Genomic DNA, 16,378 nt, shown 5'->3' with positions numbered 1-16,378 from the left:
CGCCATCGCCTCTTCTCCGACACAGACAAGGAATCCGCCGTGCCCCACGCCCCTCTCCGCTTCGGTCTCATCGGCACCGGCCGCATCGGCCAGGTGCACGCCGAGAACATCGCCGCGAACCCGGACACCGCCCTCGCCTGGGTCGCCGACCCGTTCGTCGACGGGGCGCGTCGCGTCGCCGACCGTTTCGGGGGACGGGCGACGGCCGACACGGACGAGGTCTTCACCGCGGGCGACGTGGACGCCGTCCTCATCGCCTCGCCCACTCCGACGCACGTCGACCTCATCGAGAGGGCGGTGGATGCCGGCATCCCGGTGCTGTGCGAGAAGCCGATCGATCTCGACATCGCGCGCGTCGACAGGCTGCGCCCGAAGGTCGCGGCGGCCGGCATCCCCGTGGCTCTCGGCTTCAACCGGCGCTTCGACCCCGCGTTCGCGGAGGTCCGCGCGCGAGTCGCCGCCGGCGAGATCGGCGGCCTGGAGCAGCTCACCATCATCAGTCGCGACCCGTCCGCGCCGCCGGCGGACTACATCGCCGTCTCGGGTGGCATCTTCCGCGACATGACGATCCACGACTTCGACATGGCGCGCAGCTTCCTGCCCGACATCGTCGAGGTCAGCGCGGTCGGCTCGCGCACGTTCGACGACGGCGCGAGCGAGCACGGCGACTTCGACACGGCGGTGGTGACGCTGCGCGCGGCGTCGGGGGCGCTCGTCACGATCGTCAACTCGCGGCACAGCGCCGTCGGCTACGACCAGCGCCTCGAGGCGTTCGGCGGGAACGGGACCCTGCAGGTCGCGAACCGCTCGACGAGCCTCGTGAGCCTCTCCACCGGCGTCGGCGTGGAGACCCGGGCACCGTACGAGGACTTCTTCCTCCAGCGCTACGCCGAGGCCTACGCCGCCGAGCTGGGGGAGTTCGTCCGCCTCGCCCGCGGCGAGACCGCGTCGAGCCCGACCTTCGAGGACGGACGCGCTGCGCTGATCCTCGCCGACGCCGCGCAGCGCTCGGCGACCGAGCGGGTCGCCGTCGAGGTCAGCCTGGCCTGATCAGGCCCTCCCACAGACGAACAGACGGATGCCGCGGCTCGATGAGCCGCGGCATCCGTCGTCGTGCTGTCGGTCAGCCGAGGATCGCGTCGGCCTCTGCGAAGAACTGGGTCACCGCGTCGTCGACCGAGAGGGCGCCCAGGCCGATGGACTTGCCGAGGTCCCAGAAGGTCTGCTCCAGCGAGCCGTAGCCGACGACCGGGACCGGCGGGGCGTCGCCGATGCGGTCGGCGGCGGACTCGATGTAGTCGGCGACCTGCTTGTCGGCGCCCTCGAGGGTCGTGCCCTCGAGCTTCGACGACGAGGCGGGGAAGCCGAGCGTCGTGCCGAAGATCTCGCCGGCCTCGGGGCTGTTCACGACGAAGTCGAGGAACAGCGCGGCGGCTTCGGGGTGCTCGGTGTTCTGCGCGATCGCGACCTGGAGGCCCGCCTGACGGTACAGGTCCTTCGAGCCCTCCTCCGCGGTCGGCGGGGCGACGATCGAGATCGACGAGGCGCCCGAGTCGGCGAGGTACCCGCCGAGGAAGTTGCTCCAGCTCATCTCGCTCGCGGTGACGGCCGCGCCGAATCCGGACTTGGGGGACAGCTCCTCGAGCGTCTGCTGCGGCACGGTGACGCCGTCGCGGATGTCGTCGCCCGACTCCCAGAAGTCGCGCAGCTCGTCCTCGGTGAAGCCGAGCTCGCCGTCCTCGGTGTAGAGGTTGCCGCCGTCGGCGCGGAGCACGAGTTCGAAGACCTGGATGCGCTGCGTGTAGTCGGTGCCGCCGTACACGGCGCCGCCGGTCGCGTCGGTGACCGAGGCCATCCACTCGTCGAAGTCGGCGAAGCTGCCGCCGGCCTCGGGCGCCTCGACGCCCGCCTGCGCGACGAGGTCGTCGTTGACGAAGTTCGCCCACAGGCTGTAGCCCGTCGGCAGCGAGTACTGCGTTCCGTCGAGGGCGCCGGTGCCGAGCAGCGACTCGTCGAACGTGGTCGTGTCGACGTAGTCCGCCACCTCGCCGAGGTCGAGCAGGTTGCCCGACTCGGCGTACTGGCGCAGGTAGCTGTCGGAGAACTGGAACACGTCGGGCAGTCCGCCGCCGGCGGCCTCGGTCTGCCGCTTCTCCCAGAAGCTGGGGAAGTCGGTGAACGAGGTGTTGATCGTGATGTTCGGGTACTCCTCGTTGAACGCCGCGATCAGGTCGTTGTAGCGGGTCGCGCGGTCGTCGTTGCCCCAGAACGCGAAGTCGATGGTGACCTTCTCGTCGGGGTCGAACGCCGCCGCGTCATCGGAGGTGTCGCCGGAGCATCCGGCGAGGACGAGCGCCGCGGTCGCCGTGAGGGCGGCTGCTGCGAGGAGGCGAGGTGCGGGCATGGGTATGTCTCCAGTCGGTGCGGTTGGGCGAGGGTCGGGGGGCCGCCGCTCAGCGGGCGGCGGACAGTTCTGCGGCGGGGGCGGACGCCGGCGCGCCGGGCGAGGCGGGCACGAGGAGGAAGGCGACACCCTGCGCATCGAGGACGACGCGGTGGACGGCCGCTCCGGTCTCGGCATCCGTTCCCGCCACGTCGACCGTCACGGCGGTCTCCCCGTGGTTGATGAGCGTGACGAGGTCGCCACGGCGGGCCGCCTCGACGTCCGCGGGGAGCCCGTCGACGACGGGGCGGACACCGGATGCCTCGACCACGGCCGCGACGACGGCGTCGATGCCGTCGGGGTCGGGCTGCGTCGCGACGTACCACGCCTCGCCCGCGCCGAGGCGGTGACGGGTCAGCGCGGGGGAGCCGGCCTGCAGGCCGGATGCGAAGGTGCCGACCACGGAGGCGCCCGTGGCGTGCACGGCCTCCGCCACCAGGCGCCCCGTCTGCGACGAGCCGCCGAGCGTGAACGACACGGCTCCGCCGGCGGCAGCCGAGCGTGCGGCGTGGAGCGCCTCGACGTTCAGGGCGCCGACGCCGTTGGCGCTCGCGGCGGCACCGGCGAGCGCGCCGAAATCCTCGAAGCGCAGGCCGAGCACCGGGCCGAGCTGGGTGAGGAAGCCGCCGTCGCGGAACTGATCGTGCGCGTCGACGATGTCGCTGAACGGTCCCGTGAGCAGGGTGCCGCCGTCCTCGACGAAGCGGGTGATCGCCTCGGCGCCCTCGTCGCGCAGGAGGTAGAGCGCCGGTGCGACGACGAGGTCGTAGGAGCGGTCCACCTCTTCGGGCCCGACGATGTCGACCTGGATGCCGCGGGAGTGGAAGGCGCCGTACCACTCGAGGGTCAGCGCGAGGTAGTCGATCTCGGTCGGGTGGTCGCGCTCCTCGACCGCCCACCAGTTCTCCCAGTCGAAGACGAGCGCCACCTGGGCGTCGCGGACGGGGGCGGGAAGCTCAGGCAGTGCGGCCAGGCGCGCACCCAGCGCCGTGACCGCGTCCCACGTGCGGGTCCCGGTGCCGGCGTGCGGGAGCATCGCCGAGTGGAACTTCTCGCTGCCCGCGCGGGACTGCCGCCACTGGAAGAACATGATGCCGTCCGCGCCGCGCGCGATGGACTGGGCCGACTCGGCGACCAGGGCGCCGCGACGCTTGCCGGGATTGGCGGGACGCCAGTTCACGGCATCCGTCGCCTGCTCCCACAGCAGCCACGGCACGCCCGGCTTCAGCGAACGGATGAGGTCGCGCTGGAATGCGGCGTCGCGCACGCGATGCGGGTTCGCCGGATCGGGGTAGCAGTCGTCGGCGATGACGTCCATGTGCGGCGCCCACTTGCGGTAGTCGGCGGGCTTGAACGGCCCCATGAAGTTCGTCGTGATCGGCTGCGTCGCGCCCGCGGCGAGCAGGATCTCGCGCTCCATGAGGTAGCACTCCAGCAGCATGTCGCTCGTGAAGCGGCGCCAGTCGAGCATCGACGACGGGTTGTGGCTGTACGGCGCCAGCCGGGGCGGGAACACCTCGTCGAACGAGCCGTAGCGCTGCGACCAGAAGCTCGTGCCCCATGCCTCGTTGAGCGCCTCGATCGTGGAGTACCGCTTCGCGAGCCAGGCGCGGTACGCGTCGCGCGCGGCATCCGAGAAGTCCATCCAGAGGTGGCAGCCGAACTCGTTGCCGACGTGCCACATGACGACCGCCGGGTGATCGACGTAGCGCTCCGCCAGGCGGCGCACCAGCTCGCCGGCGAGACGGCGGTACGTCGGCGAGGACGGCGCGAAGTGCTGGCGGCTGCCCGGCCAGTACGAGGCGCCCGACTCGTCGGCGGGGAGCGTCTCGGGGTAGGTCGCGCTCACCCACGGCGGCGGGGACGCGGTCGCGGTGGCGAGGTTGACCTGGATGCCGCCGGCGTGGAGCTTGTCGATGACGGTGTCGAGCCACTCGAAGTCCCAGACGTCCTCGGCGGGCTGGATGCGCGACCACGCGAAGATGCCGAGGCTGACGATGTTGACGCCGGCCTCCTGCATGAGGCGGACGTCCTCGTCCCACACCTCCTCGGGCCACTGGTCGGGGTTGTAGTCGGCGCCGTAGAGCACGTCGAGCAGCTCCTTGTTCGAAGGTTGCGGTGGGGGAGGGGTCGGGATCAGCCGCGGCGGCCGCGGCGCGCGGGGACGGCGACCACGGCGAACGCGGCGCAGCCGAGCCCGGCGATGATGAGGGGAGCGAGCATCCACGTGACGACCGCGACGAGGACGGCCGCGGCCGCGAGGTAGACGGTGGCGACGGGGTCACCGGTGACGGCCGAGGGGATGCCGCGGACGGCGCCGCGCCAGCCCCGCTCGGGCGTCCACGCACCGGCCGCGACGAGGAGGGCAGTCGCGCCGACGACGAGACCCGCCCAGCCGACGACCGCGACAGCCGGGCCGCCGGGCAGCGCACCGGAGTTCGCGAGATCGATGTCGAGCGTCAGCACGACGGCGAGGAGCGCTCCGATCACGCCGACCACGACCCCGCCCGGGAGAGCGGCGCGCCAGTCCTGCCAGAACGTCCGCACGTGCGACTGCTCGGCGTTCACGTACCGGCGGAGGTGACGGATGCCGGCGGCCAGGGCGGCCGGCAGCGTGATCACGAGCAGCCCGCCGGCGGTGACGAGCAGGCCCGTCAGCAGCACCTCGCCGAAGAGGGCGAACGCCCCCTTCGCGCCGGGGAAGCGGGCGGGCTCGCGCTCTTCGAGCGTCGGCCCGCTTCCCGTCGCATCGGCGCGACGCGCGGCGCGGAGTTCTCGGCGGTCCATGAGGGGTGCCCTATCCCTTGAGGCCCTGGGTGGCGACGCCGTCCACGAGGAAGCGCTGGAACACCAGGAAGAAGAGGAGCACGGGGATCAGCGCGATGAACGACGCGGTGACGGTGGCACCGTAGTCGCTGACGGACGTCTGGTCGTTGTAGAGGCGCAGTGCGATCGGCAGCGGGTAGTTCTCGGGGCTGGTCAGGTACAGCAGCGGTCCGAGGAAGTCGTTCCACGACCAGATGAACGCGAAGATCGAGCAGGTGATCAGGGCGGGCTTGATCAGCGGCAGGATGATCGACCAGAAGATGCGGACGTGGCCGGCGCCGTCGATGCGGGCCGCTTCGTCCATGTCGCGCGGCATCTGGCGGATGAACTGCACCAGCAGGAACACGAAGAACGCCTCGGTGGCGAGGAACTTCGGCAGCAGCAGCGGCCAGAAGGTGTCGATCATGTCGAGCCGGTTGAAGATGATGTACTGCGGGATGATCACGACGTGGAACGGCAGCAGGAGCGTGCCGATCATCGCCGCGAACAGGATGCCGAGGCCCTTGAACTGGATGCGGGCGAACGCGTAGGCGGCCAGCGACGACGAGAGCAGCACGCCGATGACCGAGCCGACGGCGATGATGAGGGAGTTCAGGTAGAACCGCCACATCGGAACGCCCGCGATGCCCTCGAGCACCTTGACGTAGTTGTCGATGGTCGGGTTGTTCGGGATGAGGCCCATGTTCGAGCCGAACTCGCTGTTGGGCTTGAAGGTGGAGAACAGCAGCCACACCAGCGGGTAGAGCACGACCGCGGTGACGACGAGGAGCACGACGAACCAGATCACCGTCTGCCAGGTCTTGGTCTTGATCTTGCGACGCGGGGCGGGGCTGGACTTCTGGTCGGGGTCGACCTGGTTCTCGGTGAGCAGGAGCGCGTTCTCGCCGAACGAGGATGTGGTGGTCATCGGTTGTCTCCGGCGTAGTGGACCCAGCTGCGCTGAGTGCGGAAGAGGATGAAGGCGATGATGGCGACGACGATCAGCAGCACCCACGCGATGGCGGCGGCGTAGCCCATCTGGCCGTCGGAGAAGCCGCGCTTGTACAGGTACAGCGTGATGAAGTTCGTCATGCCGGCGGGGCCGCCGGTGCCGTTGGAGATGATGTAGGCCGACGCGAAGACCTGGAACGCGCCGATCAGCCCGAGCAGCAGGTTGAAGAAGATGACCGGCGACAGCATCGGCAGGGTGACCGCGCGGAACCGGTGCCAGGCGCCGGCGCCGTCCATCTCGGCCGCCTCGTACAGCTCCTTGGGGATCTGCTTGAGACCGGCGAGGAAGATCACCATGGTCGCGCCGAACTGCCACACCGCGAGGAGGATCATCGCGGGCAGCACGAGCGCGGGATTGCCGATCCAGCCGCCCAGGTCGATGCCGATGGCCGACAGGCCGTTGTCGACCGGGCCGTCGGAGGCGAACATCGCCCGCCACACGATGGCGACCGAGACCGATCCGCCGATCAGCGAGGGGGCGTAGAACGCCGAGCGGAAGAAGCCGGCGCCCCTGTCGCGGTAGTTGAGGAGCATCGCCACGCCCAGCGCCGCGGCCAGGGTGATCGGGGTGCCCACGAGCACGTAGATGAGGGTGATCTGCGCGGACTGCACGAACGCCGGGTCGGACGTGAACATCCGGACGTAGTTGTCCAAGCCGATCCAGCGCGGCGGGGAGAAGATGTTGTACGCCGTGAACGACAGGTACAGCGAGTACGCCATCGGGATGAGCGTGAGGCCGAAGAAGCCCACCAGCCACGGGACCAGGAAGCCGTAGCCGGCGACCGTCTCCTTCACGGCACGCTGTCGCATGCCCGGACGGTTGACATGCTCGGGCCTGCTCCGGCGGAACAGGGACCGGCGCGAAGGCTTCTCACCGGTCACGATGACTCTGGTCGCTGTGGTGCTCACGTGGACTCTCCGATACGGATTCGGGTGGTGTTCCGGGCCCGGGCGCATCGTACGCCCGGACCCGGAAGCTGTCACTGGTTGAGGACGACGTCCATCTCGGCGAAGAACTGCGAGACCGCGTCATCGACCGTGATCGTGCCGTAGTTCAGCTCCTCCCCGAGCTGGCGGAACTTCTCCTCGAGGGTGCCGTAGCCGACGATCGGCACCGGCGGGGCGTCGCCGAGGCGGTCGGCGATCGAGGCCTCGTAGTCCTTGACCTGCTGGCTCAGCGGGTCGAGCTCGGCAGCCTCCAGCGCGGTCTCCGAGGCCGGCAGGCCGCGGTTGGTGCCGAAGATCTCACCCGACTGCGGCGAGTTGACCAGGAAGTTCACGAGCGTCGCCGCAGCCTCCGGGTGCTCGGTGTTGGCCGAGATCGTGTGGAGCATCGAGGGCTTGAGGTACAGGTCCTTGGCGCCCTCCTCCGTGACCGGGGGAGCGATGAGGCCGAGCTCGGTGTAGGACTCGCCGAGGCCCGCGAGGTAGCCGGCGCCGAAGTTGTCCCACGTGAGCTCGCTCGCCGTCAGCGCGCTGTCGAAGGCGCCCTTCGGGGCGACCTCCGCCACGCGCTGCTGCGGGATGCCGATGCCGTCGCGGATGTCCTGTCCGGACTCCCAGAACTCGGCGAGGCGCTCCTCGTCGAAGCCGGGCGTGCCGTCCTCGTTGAAGAGGTTCTCGCCCTCTGCGCGCAGCTGCACCTCGAAGTTCTGGATGCGGCCGGTGAAGTCGCTGCCACCCCAGAACGCACCGCCCGAAGCGTCGGTGACCTCACCCATCCACTCGGTGTAGTCCTCCCACGTGCCGCCCTCGAACTGGTCGACGCCGGCCTGCTCGAGCAGGACCGGGTTGGTGAACAGGCCCCACGCGTTGGTGGAGGTGGCGATGCCGTAGGTCGTGTCGTTCACGACGCCGATGTCGAGGATGTTCTGGGGGATCGGATCGGTCTCGATGATGTTGCCGAGGTACGGCTCGAGGTCGAGCAGCAGCCCGTTCTCGGAGTACTGGCGCAGGTACGAGTAGTCGAACTGCATGACGTCGGGCAGGTTGCCGCCCGCAGCCTCGGTCTGACGCTTCTCCCAGAACTCCGGGAAGCCCAGGAACGTCGAGTTCACCGTGATGTTCGGGTACTCCTCGTTGAACGCCTCGATCGCCTCGTTGTAGAGCCCGGCGCGAACGTCGTTGCCCCAGAAGGCGAGGTCGAGCGTGACCTCTTCGTTCGGGTCGAAGGTGGGGTCGGCTTCGGGGCTGTCCTCGCTGCCGCCGGCGCAGCCGGCGAGCACCAGGGCTGCGCCGGCCGCGATCGCGGTGACGGCGAATGCCCGCTTCTTGCTGAACATCCTTGTCCTCTCTTGAACGTCTGCGTTCGTGTTCGCCGCGAGACGTTCGTCGTCTGGTGTGCGGTGTGGCGCGTCCCTCGGTGCGGAAAATGCGGTGCTGGAAAGCGCTTGCCCGCTACGGTACCCGAGCCAAAAACGTTTCGCAAGACATGAACGCGAGAAATTTAAACGATTCAGTAACGGCGTGCCGTTCTCCGCGCACCGGAACTGTGCCCGGTCACAGTCCGGGTTGCGGACGGCGGCGGGTATGCCGGCCCGGCTCCCGTCAGCGCTCGGCGATCAGCTCGCCGTCCACCACGCGGAGGCGGGCGACGTGGATCGCGCTGCGGCGATGCGTGCGCTCGTCGGCGTCGGCGAGCTCGCTGCCGTCCCACCGCGGGTGGGTGAAGAAGTACAGTCGCGCCTCACCGTCCGTGACCACGACAGACCCGTGGCGCCCGATCTGCACGCCGTCGGCCGGAGCGCCGCTCTCGCCGAGGATGACGGCATCCGCCCCACCCTGTCGCGTCCACGACACGGCGTCGTCGCTGCGGTAGACCGCCATGCCGCGCCACTCGTCGGTGAGCATCCACCACCAGTCGCCGAGCTCGAAGACGTACGGGCCTTCGTGCGGGCGCCCGCCGATCGCGGTGCCGGCGGGATGCCACGTCTCGAGGTCGTCCGAGACCGCGACGGCCGTCGTCGAGTCGGCGGCCTCGTCCTTGCACCAGAGCCGCCACCGTCCGTCCGGGCAGCGGGCGACGGCGGCGTCGATGACCCGGTCGCTCGCGAGGGGCACGACGTTGCGCCCGGTCCACGTGCGCAGGTCGTCCGAGACGTATTCGACGATGTGGCGCTCGTGGCCCTCCCACCGCGTCGGGATGCCGTCGATCCGGGTCAGGTACATGCGCCACCGCGTGCCGTCGTGCACAACCTCGGGTGCCCAGTGCGTCTCGGAGACCACGAGCGGAGGCGTGCCGGCCCGGAGGGCAAGCGCGTCCTCGCTCGGCTCGAGCGTGCCGGCGTAGCGCCAGCGAAGGCCGTCGTCGCTGTGGGCGACGCCGATCCGGCTGCCGTGCACCCACGCCACCCCGGGTCCGGGGTCATGATGCGTCGCGCGCCGCTGCGTGTAGAACAGTCACCACTGGCCGTCGCCGTCGCGGACGACGGTCGGGTCGGTGGCGCCGTCGTACACCGGATCCCGGTACAGCTCGCGGGGCGCGGGCGCTCCGGGGTCGATCGACGGGGCCGTGGTCGTCATCGCTCCGGGCGCAGGTCGATCACGGTGCTCGCGAAGCTGCGGCGGTGCGTCGGGTGGGCCGCGAGGTCCGCCGGAGTGATGACCGCGCCGTCGGCGTCCGCCGACGCGTACATCGCCGCCACCAGCTCGAACGTCCGCGCGGGCGCGTCGGCCGTCGAGGGCAGCGGTGCGCCGGACCGCAGCGCGTCGAACACGTCGCGCAGCAGGAACTCGTGGTCGCTGCGCTCCTCGGGTCCGGTGAGCTCCCACGCCGCAGCCTCGGCGGGGTCGATGTGCGCCGCCGGCGTGATCCGCCAGTTCTCGTGGCCGTGGCCGTACAGGTGATCGACGGTGATCGTGGCCTTCTCGGTATCGATGCGGATCGAGCTGACCTCGCGGGGCGAGAGCGTGCTCGAGACGACCTGCGCGACGACGCCGCCCTGGAAGACGACGGTCGCCGTCGAGACGTCCTCGGTCTGCGTCTCGCGGTCCAGCCGCCACATGCGGCCCTCGACCCGCTCCCAGTCCCCGAGCAGGTACGACAGCAGATCGAGCTGGTGGATACCGTGCCCCAGGGTCGTGCCGCCGCCCTCGGTCTCCCACTTCCCGCGCCACGGCACCGCGAAGTAGGCGGCGTCCCGGTACCAGAGGGTCTGGCACTGGGCGAGCAGCGGACGCCCGAGCGCGCCGGAGTCGAGGAGCCGCTTCACGTGAGCGGCGGCTGTGCCGGTGCGCTGCTGGAAGACGACCGCGAGCTCGCGACCGGCGGCGGAGGCGGCATCCGTCATCTGTTCCAGCTCGTCCAGCGACGGCGCCGGGGGCTTCTCCACGACGACGTGCGCGCCGGCGGCGAAGGCGGCGATCGCCTGCGACGTGTGCGCGACCGGGGGCGTGCAGATGTGGACGACGTCGGGCTTCGCGTCCGCGAGGAGCTCGTCGAGGTCGTCGTAGACCGCGGGCCCGCCGTACTGCTGCGCGAACGCCTCGGCCGACGCCCGCGAGAGGTCGGTGACGGCGACGAGCTCGGCGTTCGGGTAGGCCGCGATCGCTCGGATGTGCGAGTGCGCGATGGCTCCGGTGCCCACGATGGCGCAGCGAAGGGTGTCGGTCACGGTGGCTCCTCGGGATCGAGCGGATGCCGCAGCCGCCGGCATCCCGTCCCCTCCAGGGTAGGCGTTCGCAGCGGAAAGCGCTATCCCATTCCCGCGCCGCCGCCCTCTGCGCCGCCGCCCTGGCGCCGATCCGGAATCCGGACTTCCGCACGTTTTCCGGACCGCCGCCGGCGCGTCGCTCCGGAAAGGCGCCCGATCTCCGAATTCCGGATCGCGCCCGCCGGAGGGGACACGCCGCGCCAGCTCAGCGCTGGAGGCCGGCCTGGGTCGCGTGCAGGTGAGCGTAGCGGCCCCCGGCGGCGACGAGGTCGTCGTGGCTGCCGATCTCGACCACCTCGCCGTGCTCGAGCACGACGATGCGGTCGGCCTGGCGGATCGTCGACAGGCGGTGCGCGACGACGAGCGTCGTGCGCCCCCGCATGAGACGGTTGAGCGCCTCCTTGACGAGCTCCTCGGACTCGGGGTCGAGCGCCGACGTCGCCTCGTCGAGGAGCAGGATCCGCGGATCGCGCACGAGCGCCCTGGCGATGGCGAGCCGCTGCCGCTGTCCTCCTGAGAGGCGGGCGCCGCGCTCGCCCACGACGGTGTCCCAGCCGTCGGGCAGGGCGTCGACGAACTCGGCGGCGTTGGCGTCGCGCAGCGCCGCGCGCAGCCGCTCGTCCGAAACGTCGTCGAGGCCGTAGGCGATGTTCTCGCGGATGCTGCCCTCGAAGAGCACCGACTCCTGCGGCACCACCGACACCGCGCGCCGGACGGTGCGCAGGTCGAGGTCCTGCATGTCGTCGCCGTCCAGCAGGAGGCGCCCGGAGGTCGGGCGCACGAAACCGAGGACGAGGTTGAGCATCGTGGACTTGCCCGAGCCGGACGAGCCGACGAAGGCCACCGTCTCACCGGGCCGGATGTCGAGCGACACGTCGTGGACGGCATCCCGGTCGGCGCCGTCGTAGCGGTGCGAGACGTGCTGCAGCTCGAGGTGCCCGTCCACCGTCGCGACCGGGCGCTTGCCCTCGTTCTGCTCGAGGTCCGGCTCCTGGAGCACCTCCGAGATCGAGCGCATGGACTCCATGCCGCGCGCGCCGACGGGGATCAGCATCAGCAGCGACGTGAGGCCCTGGGTCAGCAGCGTGAAGTAGGTCGACAGCAGCACGACCTCGCCGGGCGTGATGGGGAGGATCCCGGTGAGGGCGAAGATGGCGGCGGCGACGAGGCATCCGAGTCCGAGCAGCTGCATCGCGACCCACGAGATCGAGGCCACGTGGCCGTTGAGCATGTCGAGGTGCAGCCCCGCGCGGCGCACCCCGTCCGCGCCCGCCTGGACGCGCGAGACGGCGGTGCGCTCGAGCCCGTGCGCCCGCGTCACCGGGATGAGGGATGCCATCTCTCCGACGCGGGCGGCGAAGCCCTCGACCTCGCGCCGGAACACCTCGTTGCGGGCGCGGGAACGGCGGCTGAGCGCCCACCGCAGGCCGAGCGCGATGGGGACCGCGAGCGCGTAGACGGGCAGGAACTGCGGCACAGCGATCGCGGTCATGGCGACCGCGCCGATCAGCACCATGGTCGCCGACAGCAGCGGGTGGGTGACCTGCTGCAGCATGAGCTCGACGTTCTCGACGTCGCGCACGACCTTGGTCTGCACGATCGAGGAGCTCACGCGCGTGTGGTAGCCGATCGAGAGGCTCTGCAGTCGCGCGGCGAGGGCGTTGCGCAGGTCGGCCCCGGTGTCGCGCACGACGGTCATGAAGTTGCGCGTGTACGCGATGTGCATCGGGTAGTTCTGGATCAGCAGCACCGCCGCCACCACGAACCAGATGAGCACCGTCGACACGTCGCCGCCGGTCGCCACGAGGTCGATGATCCGCGCCGTCACCACCGGGAGGAACCACAGCGGGATCTCTTTGCACGCGAAGGCGAGGATGGCGAGCGTCATCCGCCCGGGCCGACGGGCGAGCAGGCGCAGGACGGAGCGGCCGGGCTTGGGATGCTGGGCGATCGCGATGACGCGGATGGGCCCGGTAAACGCTTTCTGCGCCATGATGACATGGTAGACGGATGCCGTCCCCGCGGGTCCGGAGAGGACGAAGAGCGGGGCGCACGGCGCATCGCGGCCTTCGCCGCACGCTCGCTCCGCGCGATCGAGAGGCGCGACGGCGACGTGCCCGCCCGGGGTTCGCAGCTCGTCAGCTGAGCGGTGCCGCTACCGCGCGGTGGACGCCCGCACGATCAGCTCCGGCTGGTACACGACATCGGTGAGGTCGAGACCGGCGGTTCCCGAGATCCGCGCGAGCAGCATCTCGGCGGCGGTCCGGCCCATCTCGCGCGCCGGCTGGCGCACCGACGTGAGCGGCACCGCCGCGATGGCCGCGAACTCGATGTCGTCGTAGCCGACGACGGCGACGTCCTCGGGCACGCGCACGCCTCCCGCGATGAGACCGTGGACCAGTCCGATCGCGAGGTGGTCGTTGGAGGCGACCAGGCCGTCGGGCCGTTCGGCCGGGGGGCGGGCGGCCAGCTGCTCGCCGAAGGCGAGCCCTCGCGCGGACGTCGTGCGCTCGGTCCAGATCGGCTCGATGGTCGCCCCCGGGCAGGCCGCCACGGCCTGCCGCGCGCCATCGAGCCGCTCGCGCACCTGCCGCACGGCCTGACGGGCGCCGACGAAGGCGAGCCGGCGTCGTCCCGTCGCGAGGAGGTGCTCTGCGGCGAGCCGACCGCCGGCGACATCGTCGAAAGAGACCGACGGGAGCTCGCCGGCGTCGTCGACGGCGTCGACGAGGACGACGGGGATGCCGCGCCCGCGCAGCCGGTCGAGCCACGGTGCGAGCGGGCCGAACGGGCTCACCAGCGCACCCTCGACCTGGACGCGCTCGAACAGCTCGAGGTGGTCCCGCTCCTTCGCGATGTCGTCGGAGCTGTTGCCGACGAGGACGCGGAGGCCTGCGGCGGATGCCGCGTCCTCGGCGCCGGCGACCATGTCGGCGAAGAAGGGATTGGCGATGTTGATCACCGTCATGCCGAGCAGGCCGGAGCGTCCGGCGCGCAGCGCCTGCGCCGCCTGCAGCGGAACGTAACCCAGCTGATCGGCCGCGGACCGGACGCGGGCGACGAGCCGCTCGCTCACCATGTGCGGCCGGTTGAGCGCGTTGGAGACCGTGCTGATCGAGACGCCGGCGCGCTCCGCGACATCGCGGATGCCCACTCGCTTCATCTCGGTCGTCCCGTTCTGCTCCCTGTCGCGGGCGTGGATGCCGCCCGCGCGCTCGGTCCGACTATGGTAGGCGCTTTCCGACGCACGCCGCCGCTGCGCCCACGGCGACGATCGTTACCCCCGCGTTACGAGAAGACATTTGACGAACCGAACACGTCCCGCCTACTCTTCAATCGAAGCGGTTCGAAATCGAAGCGGTTCGACTGTCCACCACGGATCCCGCCCCCCGCCCGGGGCACCCACGTACACGAAGGAGTGACATGGAAGCGCGGCATGCTCACCCGACGGCATCCGACCCGGACGCCCGTCTCCGAGTCACGGTCCGATGACCACGCAGGCTCAGGCGCAGACGGTCTTCCAGGAGGCGGCCGTCCACAACCTCGAGAAGAACACCCGCAAGCGCCGCGGCCCGCGGATCCGCCCGGCCGGCAGCAGGACGTCGTTCAAGCTCTTCCTCTGCATCGTGCCGTTCCTGGTGCTGGCGTTCCTGTTCTCCTACCTCCCGCTGTACGGCTGGATCTACTCGCTCTACGACTACAAGCCCGCGCTCGGCCTCGAGGGCAGCGAGTTCGTCGGCCTGCAATGGTTCCAGATGCTCGTCAGCTCGCCGACCCAGATGGCGCAGATCGGGCAGGTGCTGATGAACACCCTCGCGATCAGCTTCCTGGGGATCGCGACATCCGTCCTCCCGCTCTTCTTCGCGATCCTCCTCAACGAGGTGAAGGCGCCGTGGTTCCGCAACTCGGTGCAGACGCTCACGGCGCTCCCCAACTTCATCTCGTGGGTGCTCGTGTACATGATCGCGTTCTCGCTGTTCTCGAGCTCGGGTCTCGTCAACGACGTGCTGATCGACGCGGGGCTCGTCACGGCCCCGGTCAAGTTCCTCGACACCGACGAGAACGTCTGGCTCACCATGACGCTCTGGAGCATCTGGAAGGGGCTGGGCTGGGGCGCGATCATCTACCTCGCCGCGATCGCCGGCATCGACCAGTCGCTGTACGAGTCGGCGCGCATCGACGGTGCCGGGCGCTTCCAGCTGATGCGCCACATCACCATCCCGCAGCTGATGCCGACGTACCTGGTGCTGCTGCTGCTGTCGATCGCGAACATCCTCAACAACGGCATGGAGCAGTACTACGTGTTCCAGAACGCGTTCAACAAGGAGTGGATCCAGGTGCTCGACCTGTACGTCTACAACATCGGCATGACGGGCAACAGCCTGTCGCTGGCCACCGCGATCGGCATGCTGAAGAGCCTCATCTCGGTCGCGCTGCTGCTCACCGTCAACACGGTCTCCAAGCGCGTCCGCGGCGAATCGATCGTCTGAGGGCCGGGCCATGACCACGACGATGACCAAGACGCTCACGACCGCCCACCGGGGCGACAGCTCGGCCCGGTACCGGCCGTCGGCCGGAGACATCCTGTTCCGGTTCCTGAACTACGTGCTGTTCGCGGTGTTCGCCCTGATCTGCGCGTACCCGTTCTACTACCTGATCATCAACTCCGTCAGCGCCAACGACGTCTCGGCGCTCGGCGATGTGCGACTGTGGCCGGTCGACTTCCACCTGTCGAACTACGGGCAGGTGTTCCAGCTGCCCGGCCTGCCGATGGCGACGGTCGTCTCCATCGGCCGCACGGTGATCGGGACGGTCCTGACCGTCCTCGCATCGGCGTTCCTGGGCTTCATGTTCACGCAGACGCGCATGTGGGGCCGCAAGTTCTGGTACCGCTTCCTCATCATCACGATGTACTTCAGCGCGGGCCTGATCCCGGTGTTCATCATCATGAAGTCGCTCGGGCTCACGAACAACTTCTGGGTCTACGTCCTGCCGTTCGTCGTCCAGCCGTTCAACGTGATCCTCGCCAAGACGTACGTCGAGTCGATGCCGAAGGAGCTCCAGGAGGCGGCGGAGGTCGACGGCGCCAACATCCTCCAGGTGTTCTTCCGCGTGTACCTGCCCAACATGACGCCGATCCTCGCGACGATCGCGATCTTCAGCGCCGTGATGCAGTGGAACAGCTTCCAGGACACCCTCATCTACATCACCGACCAGAGCCTGTACACGCTGCAGTACCTGCTCTACATGTTCATCAACCAGGCGTCGAGCCTGGCGCAGGCGGCGCAGGACGCCGGCGGCAATCTCGGGCAGATCGCGGGCGCGGCGACGACGCAGACGCCGACGTCGATCCGCATGACGGTCTCCGTGCTCGTCGTGCTGCCCATCATCTTCATCTACCCCCTGTTCCAGCGCTTCTTCGTGAAGGGCATCATGCTGGGCGCCGTCAAGGGTTGACGGCGGCCAC

General features: G+C 69.9%; 14 protein-coding genes. 3 read left to right on the top strand and 11 right to left on the bottom strand.

What is annotated here, in order from left to right:
* Positions 1-39: 39 nt before the first annotated feature.
* A complete protein-coding gene (iolG, locus tag ACWGUG_RS00145; protein ID WP_452323446.1) occupies positions 40-1,050 on the top strand; it encodes an inositol 2-dehydrogenase in 1,011 nt (336 codons plus the stop codon).
* Between the two features lie 73 nt (positions 1,051-1,123).
* Here the strand turns inward: iolG and ACWGUG_RS00140 are convergent, their stop codons facing one another.
* The 11 genes from ACWGUG_RS00140 to ACWGUG_RS00090 form a co-directional block, all read right to left on the bottom strand.
* Positions 1,124-2,404 (bottom strand): ABC transporter substrate-binding protein, encoded by a 1,281-nt coding sequence (locus ACWGUG_RS00140; protein WP_452323445.1) that lies wholly within the window; start codon positions 2,402-2,404, stop codon positions 1,124-1,126.
* A 49-nt stretch (positions 2,405-2,453) separates the two neighbouring features.
* Entirely contained in the window at positions 2,454-4,532 is a 2,079-nt protein-coding gene (locus tag ACWGUG_RS00135) for a beta-galactosidase (protein WP_452323444.1), read from the bottom strand.
* A gap of 47 nt (positions 4,533-4,579) precedes the next feature.
* The gene (locus ACWGUG_RS00130; protein ID WP_336394557.1) at positions 4,580-5,230 is read right to left on the bottom strand and encodes a DUF624 domain-containing protein; all 651 of its coding nucleotides are present in this window, start codon (positions 5,228-5,230) and stop codon (positions 4,580-4,582) included.
* Between the two features lie 10 nt (positions 5,231-5,240).
* On the bottom strand, positions 5,241-6,176 hold the full coding sequence (locus tag ACWGUG_RS00125) for a carbohydrate ABC transporter permease (RefSeq protein WP_336394558.1): 936 nt from the start codon (positions 6,174-6,176) through the stop codon (positions 5,241-5,243).
* Complete coding sequence (locus tag ACWGUG_RS00120; RefSeq protein WP_336394559.1) at positions 6,173-7,069, bottom strand: carbohydrate ABC transporter permease; 897 nt, start codon at positions 7,067-7,069, stop codon at positions 6,173-6,175. Before ACWGUG_RS00120 ends, ACWGUG_RS00125 begins: the two co-directional genes overlap by 4 nt.
* Positions 7,070-7,239: 170 nt before the next feature.
* Positions 7,240-8,541, bottom strand: a complete 1,302-nt coding sequence (locus ACWGUG_RS00115) for an ABC transporter substrate-binding protein (protein ID WP_378885032.1) — start codon at positions 8,539-8,541, stop codon at positions 7,240-7,242.
* Positions 8,542-8,806: 265 nt separating this feature from the next.
* A complete protein-coding gene (locus tag ACWGUG_RS00110) occupies positions 8,807-9,601 on the bottom strand; it encodes a family 43 glycosylhydrolase (protein ID WP_452323443.1) in 795 nt (264 codons plus the stop codon).
* 57 nt (positions 9,602-9,658) lie between these two features.
* Positions 9,659-9,781, bottom strand: a complete 123-nt coding sequence (locus ACWGUG_RS00105) for a hypothetical protein (RefSeq protein ID WP_452323442.1) — start codon at positions 9,779-9,781, stop codon at positions 9,659-9,661.
* On the bottom strand, positions 9,778-10,872 hold the full coding sequence (locus ACWGUG_RS00100) for a Gfo/Idh/MocA family protein (RefSeq protein WP_452323441.1): 1,095 nt from the start codon (positions 10,870-10,872) through the stop codon (positions 9,778-9,780). Before ACWGUG_RS00100 ends, ACWGUG_RS00105 begins: the two co-directional genes overlap by 4 nt.
* Positions 10,873-11,116: 244 nt before the next feature.
* On the bottom strand, positions 11,117-12,904 hold the full coding sequence (locus ACWGUG_RS00095) for an ABC transporter ATP-binding protein (RefSeq protein ID WP_452323440.1): 1,788 nt from the start codon (positions 12,902-12,904) through the stop codon (positions 11,117-11,119).
* 162 nt (positions 12,905-13,066) lie between these two features.
* Complete coding sequence (locus ACWGUG_RS00090) at positions 13,067-14,074, bottom strand: LacI family DNA-binding transcriptional regulator (protein WP_452323439.1); 1,008 nt, start codon at positions 14,072-14,074, stop codon at positions 13,067-13,069.
* 325 nt (positions 14,075-14,399) lie between these two features.
* Here ACWGUG_RS00090 and ACWGUG_RS00085 point away from each other — a divergent pair, with 325 nt between their 5' ends.
* A complete protein-coding gene (locus tag ACWGUG_RS00085) occupies positions 14,400-15,401 on the top strand; it encodes an ABC transporter permease (RefSeq protein WP_452323438.1) in 1,002 nt (333 codons plus the stop codon).
* Positions 15,402-15,411: 10 nt separating this feature from the next.
* On the top strand, positions 15,412-16,368 hold the full coding sequence (locus tag ACWGUG_RS00080) for a carbohydrate ABC transporter permease (RefSeq protein WP_378885049.1): 957 nt from the start codon (positions 15,412-15,414) through the stop codon (positions 16,366-16,368).
* The last annotated feature ends 10 nt before the right edge of the window (positions 16,369-16,378 follow it).

It is taken from the genome of Microbacterium sp. NPDC055455 (genome assembly GCF_053619935.1).
Note: the sequence above shows the minus strand (reverse complement) of the source record. Positions and strands in the feature narration are given on the sequence as shown.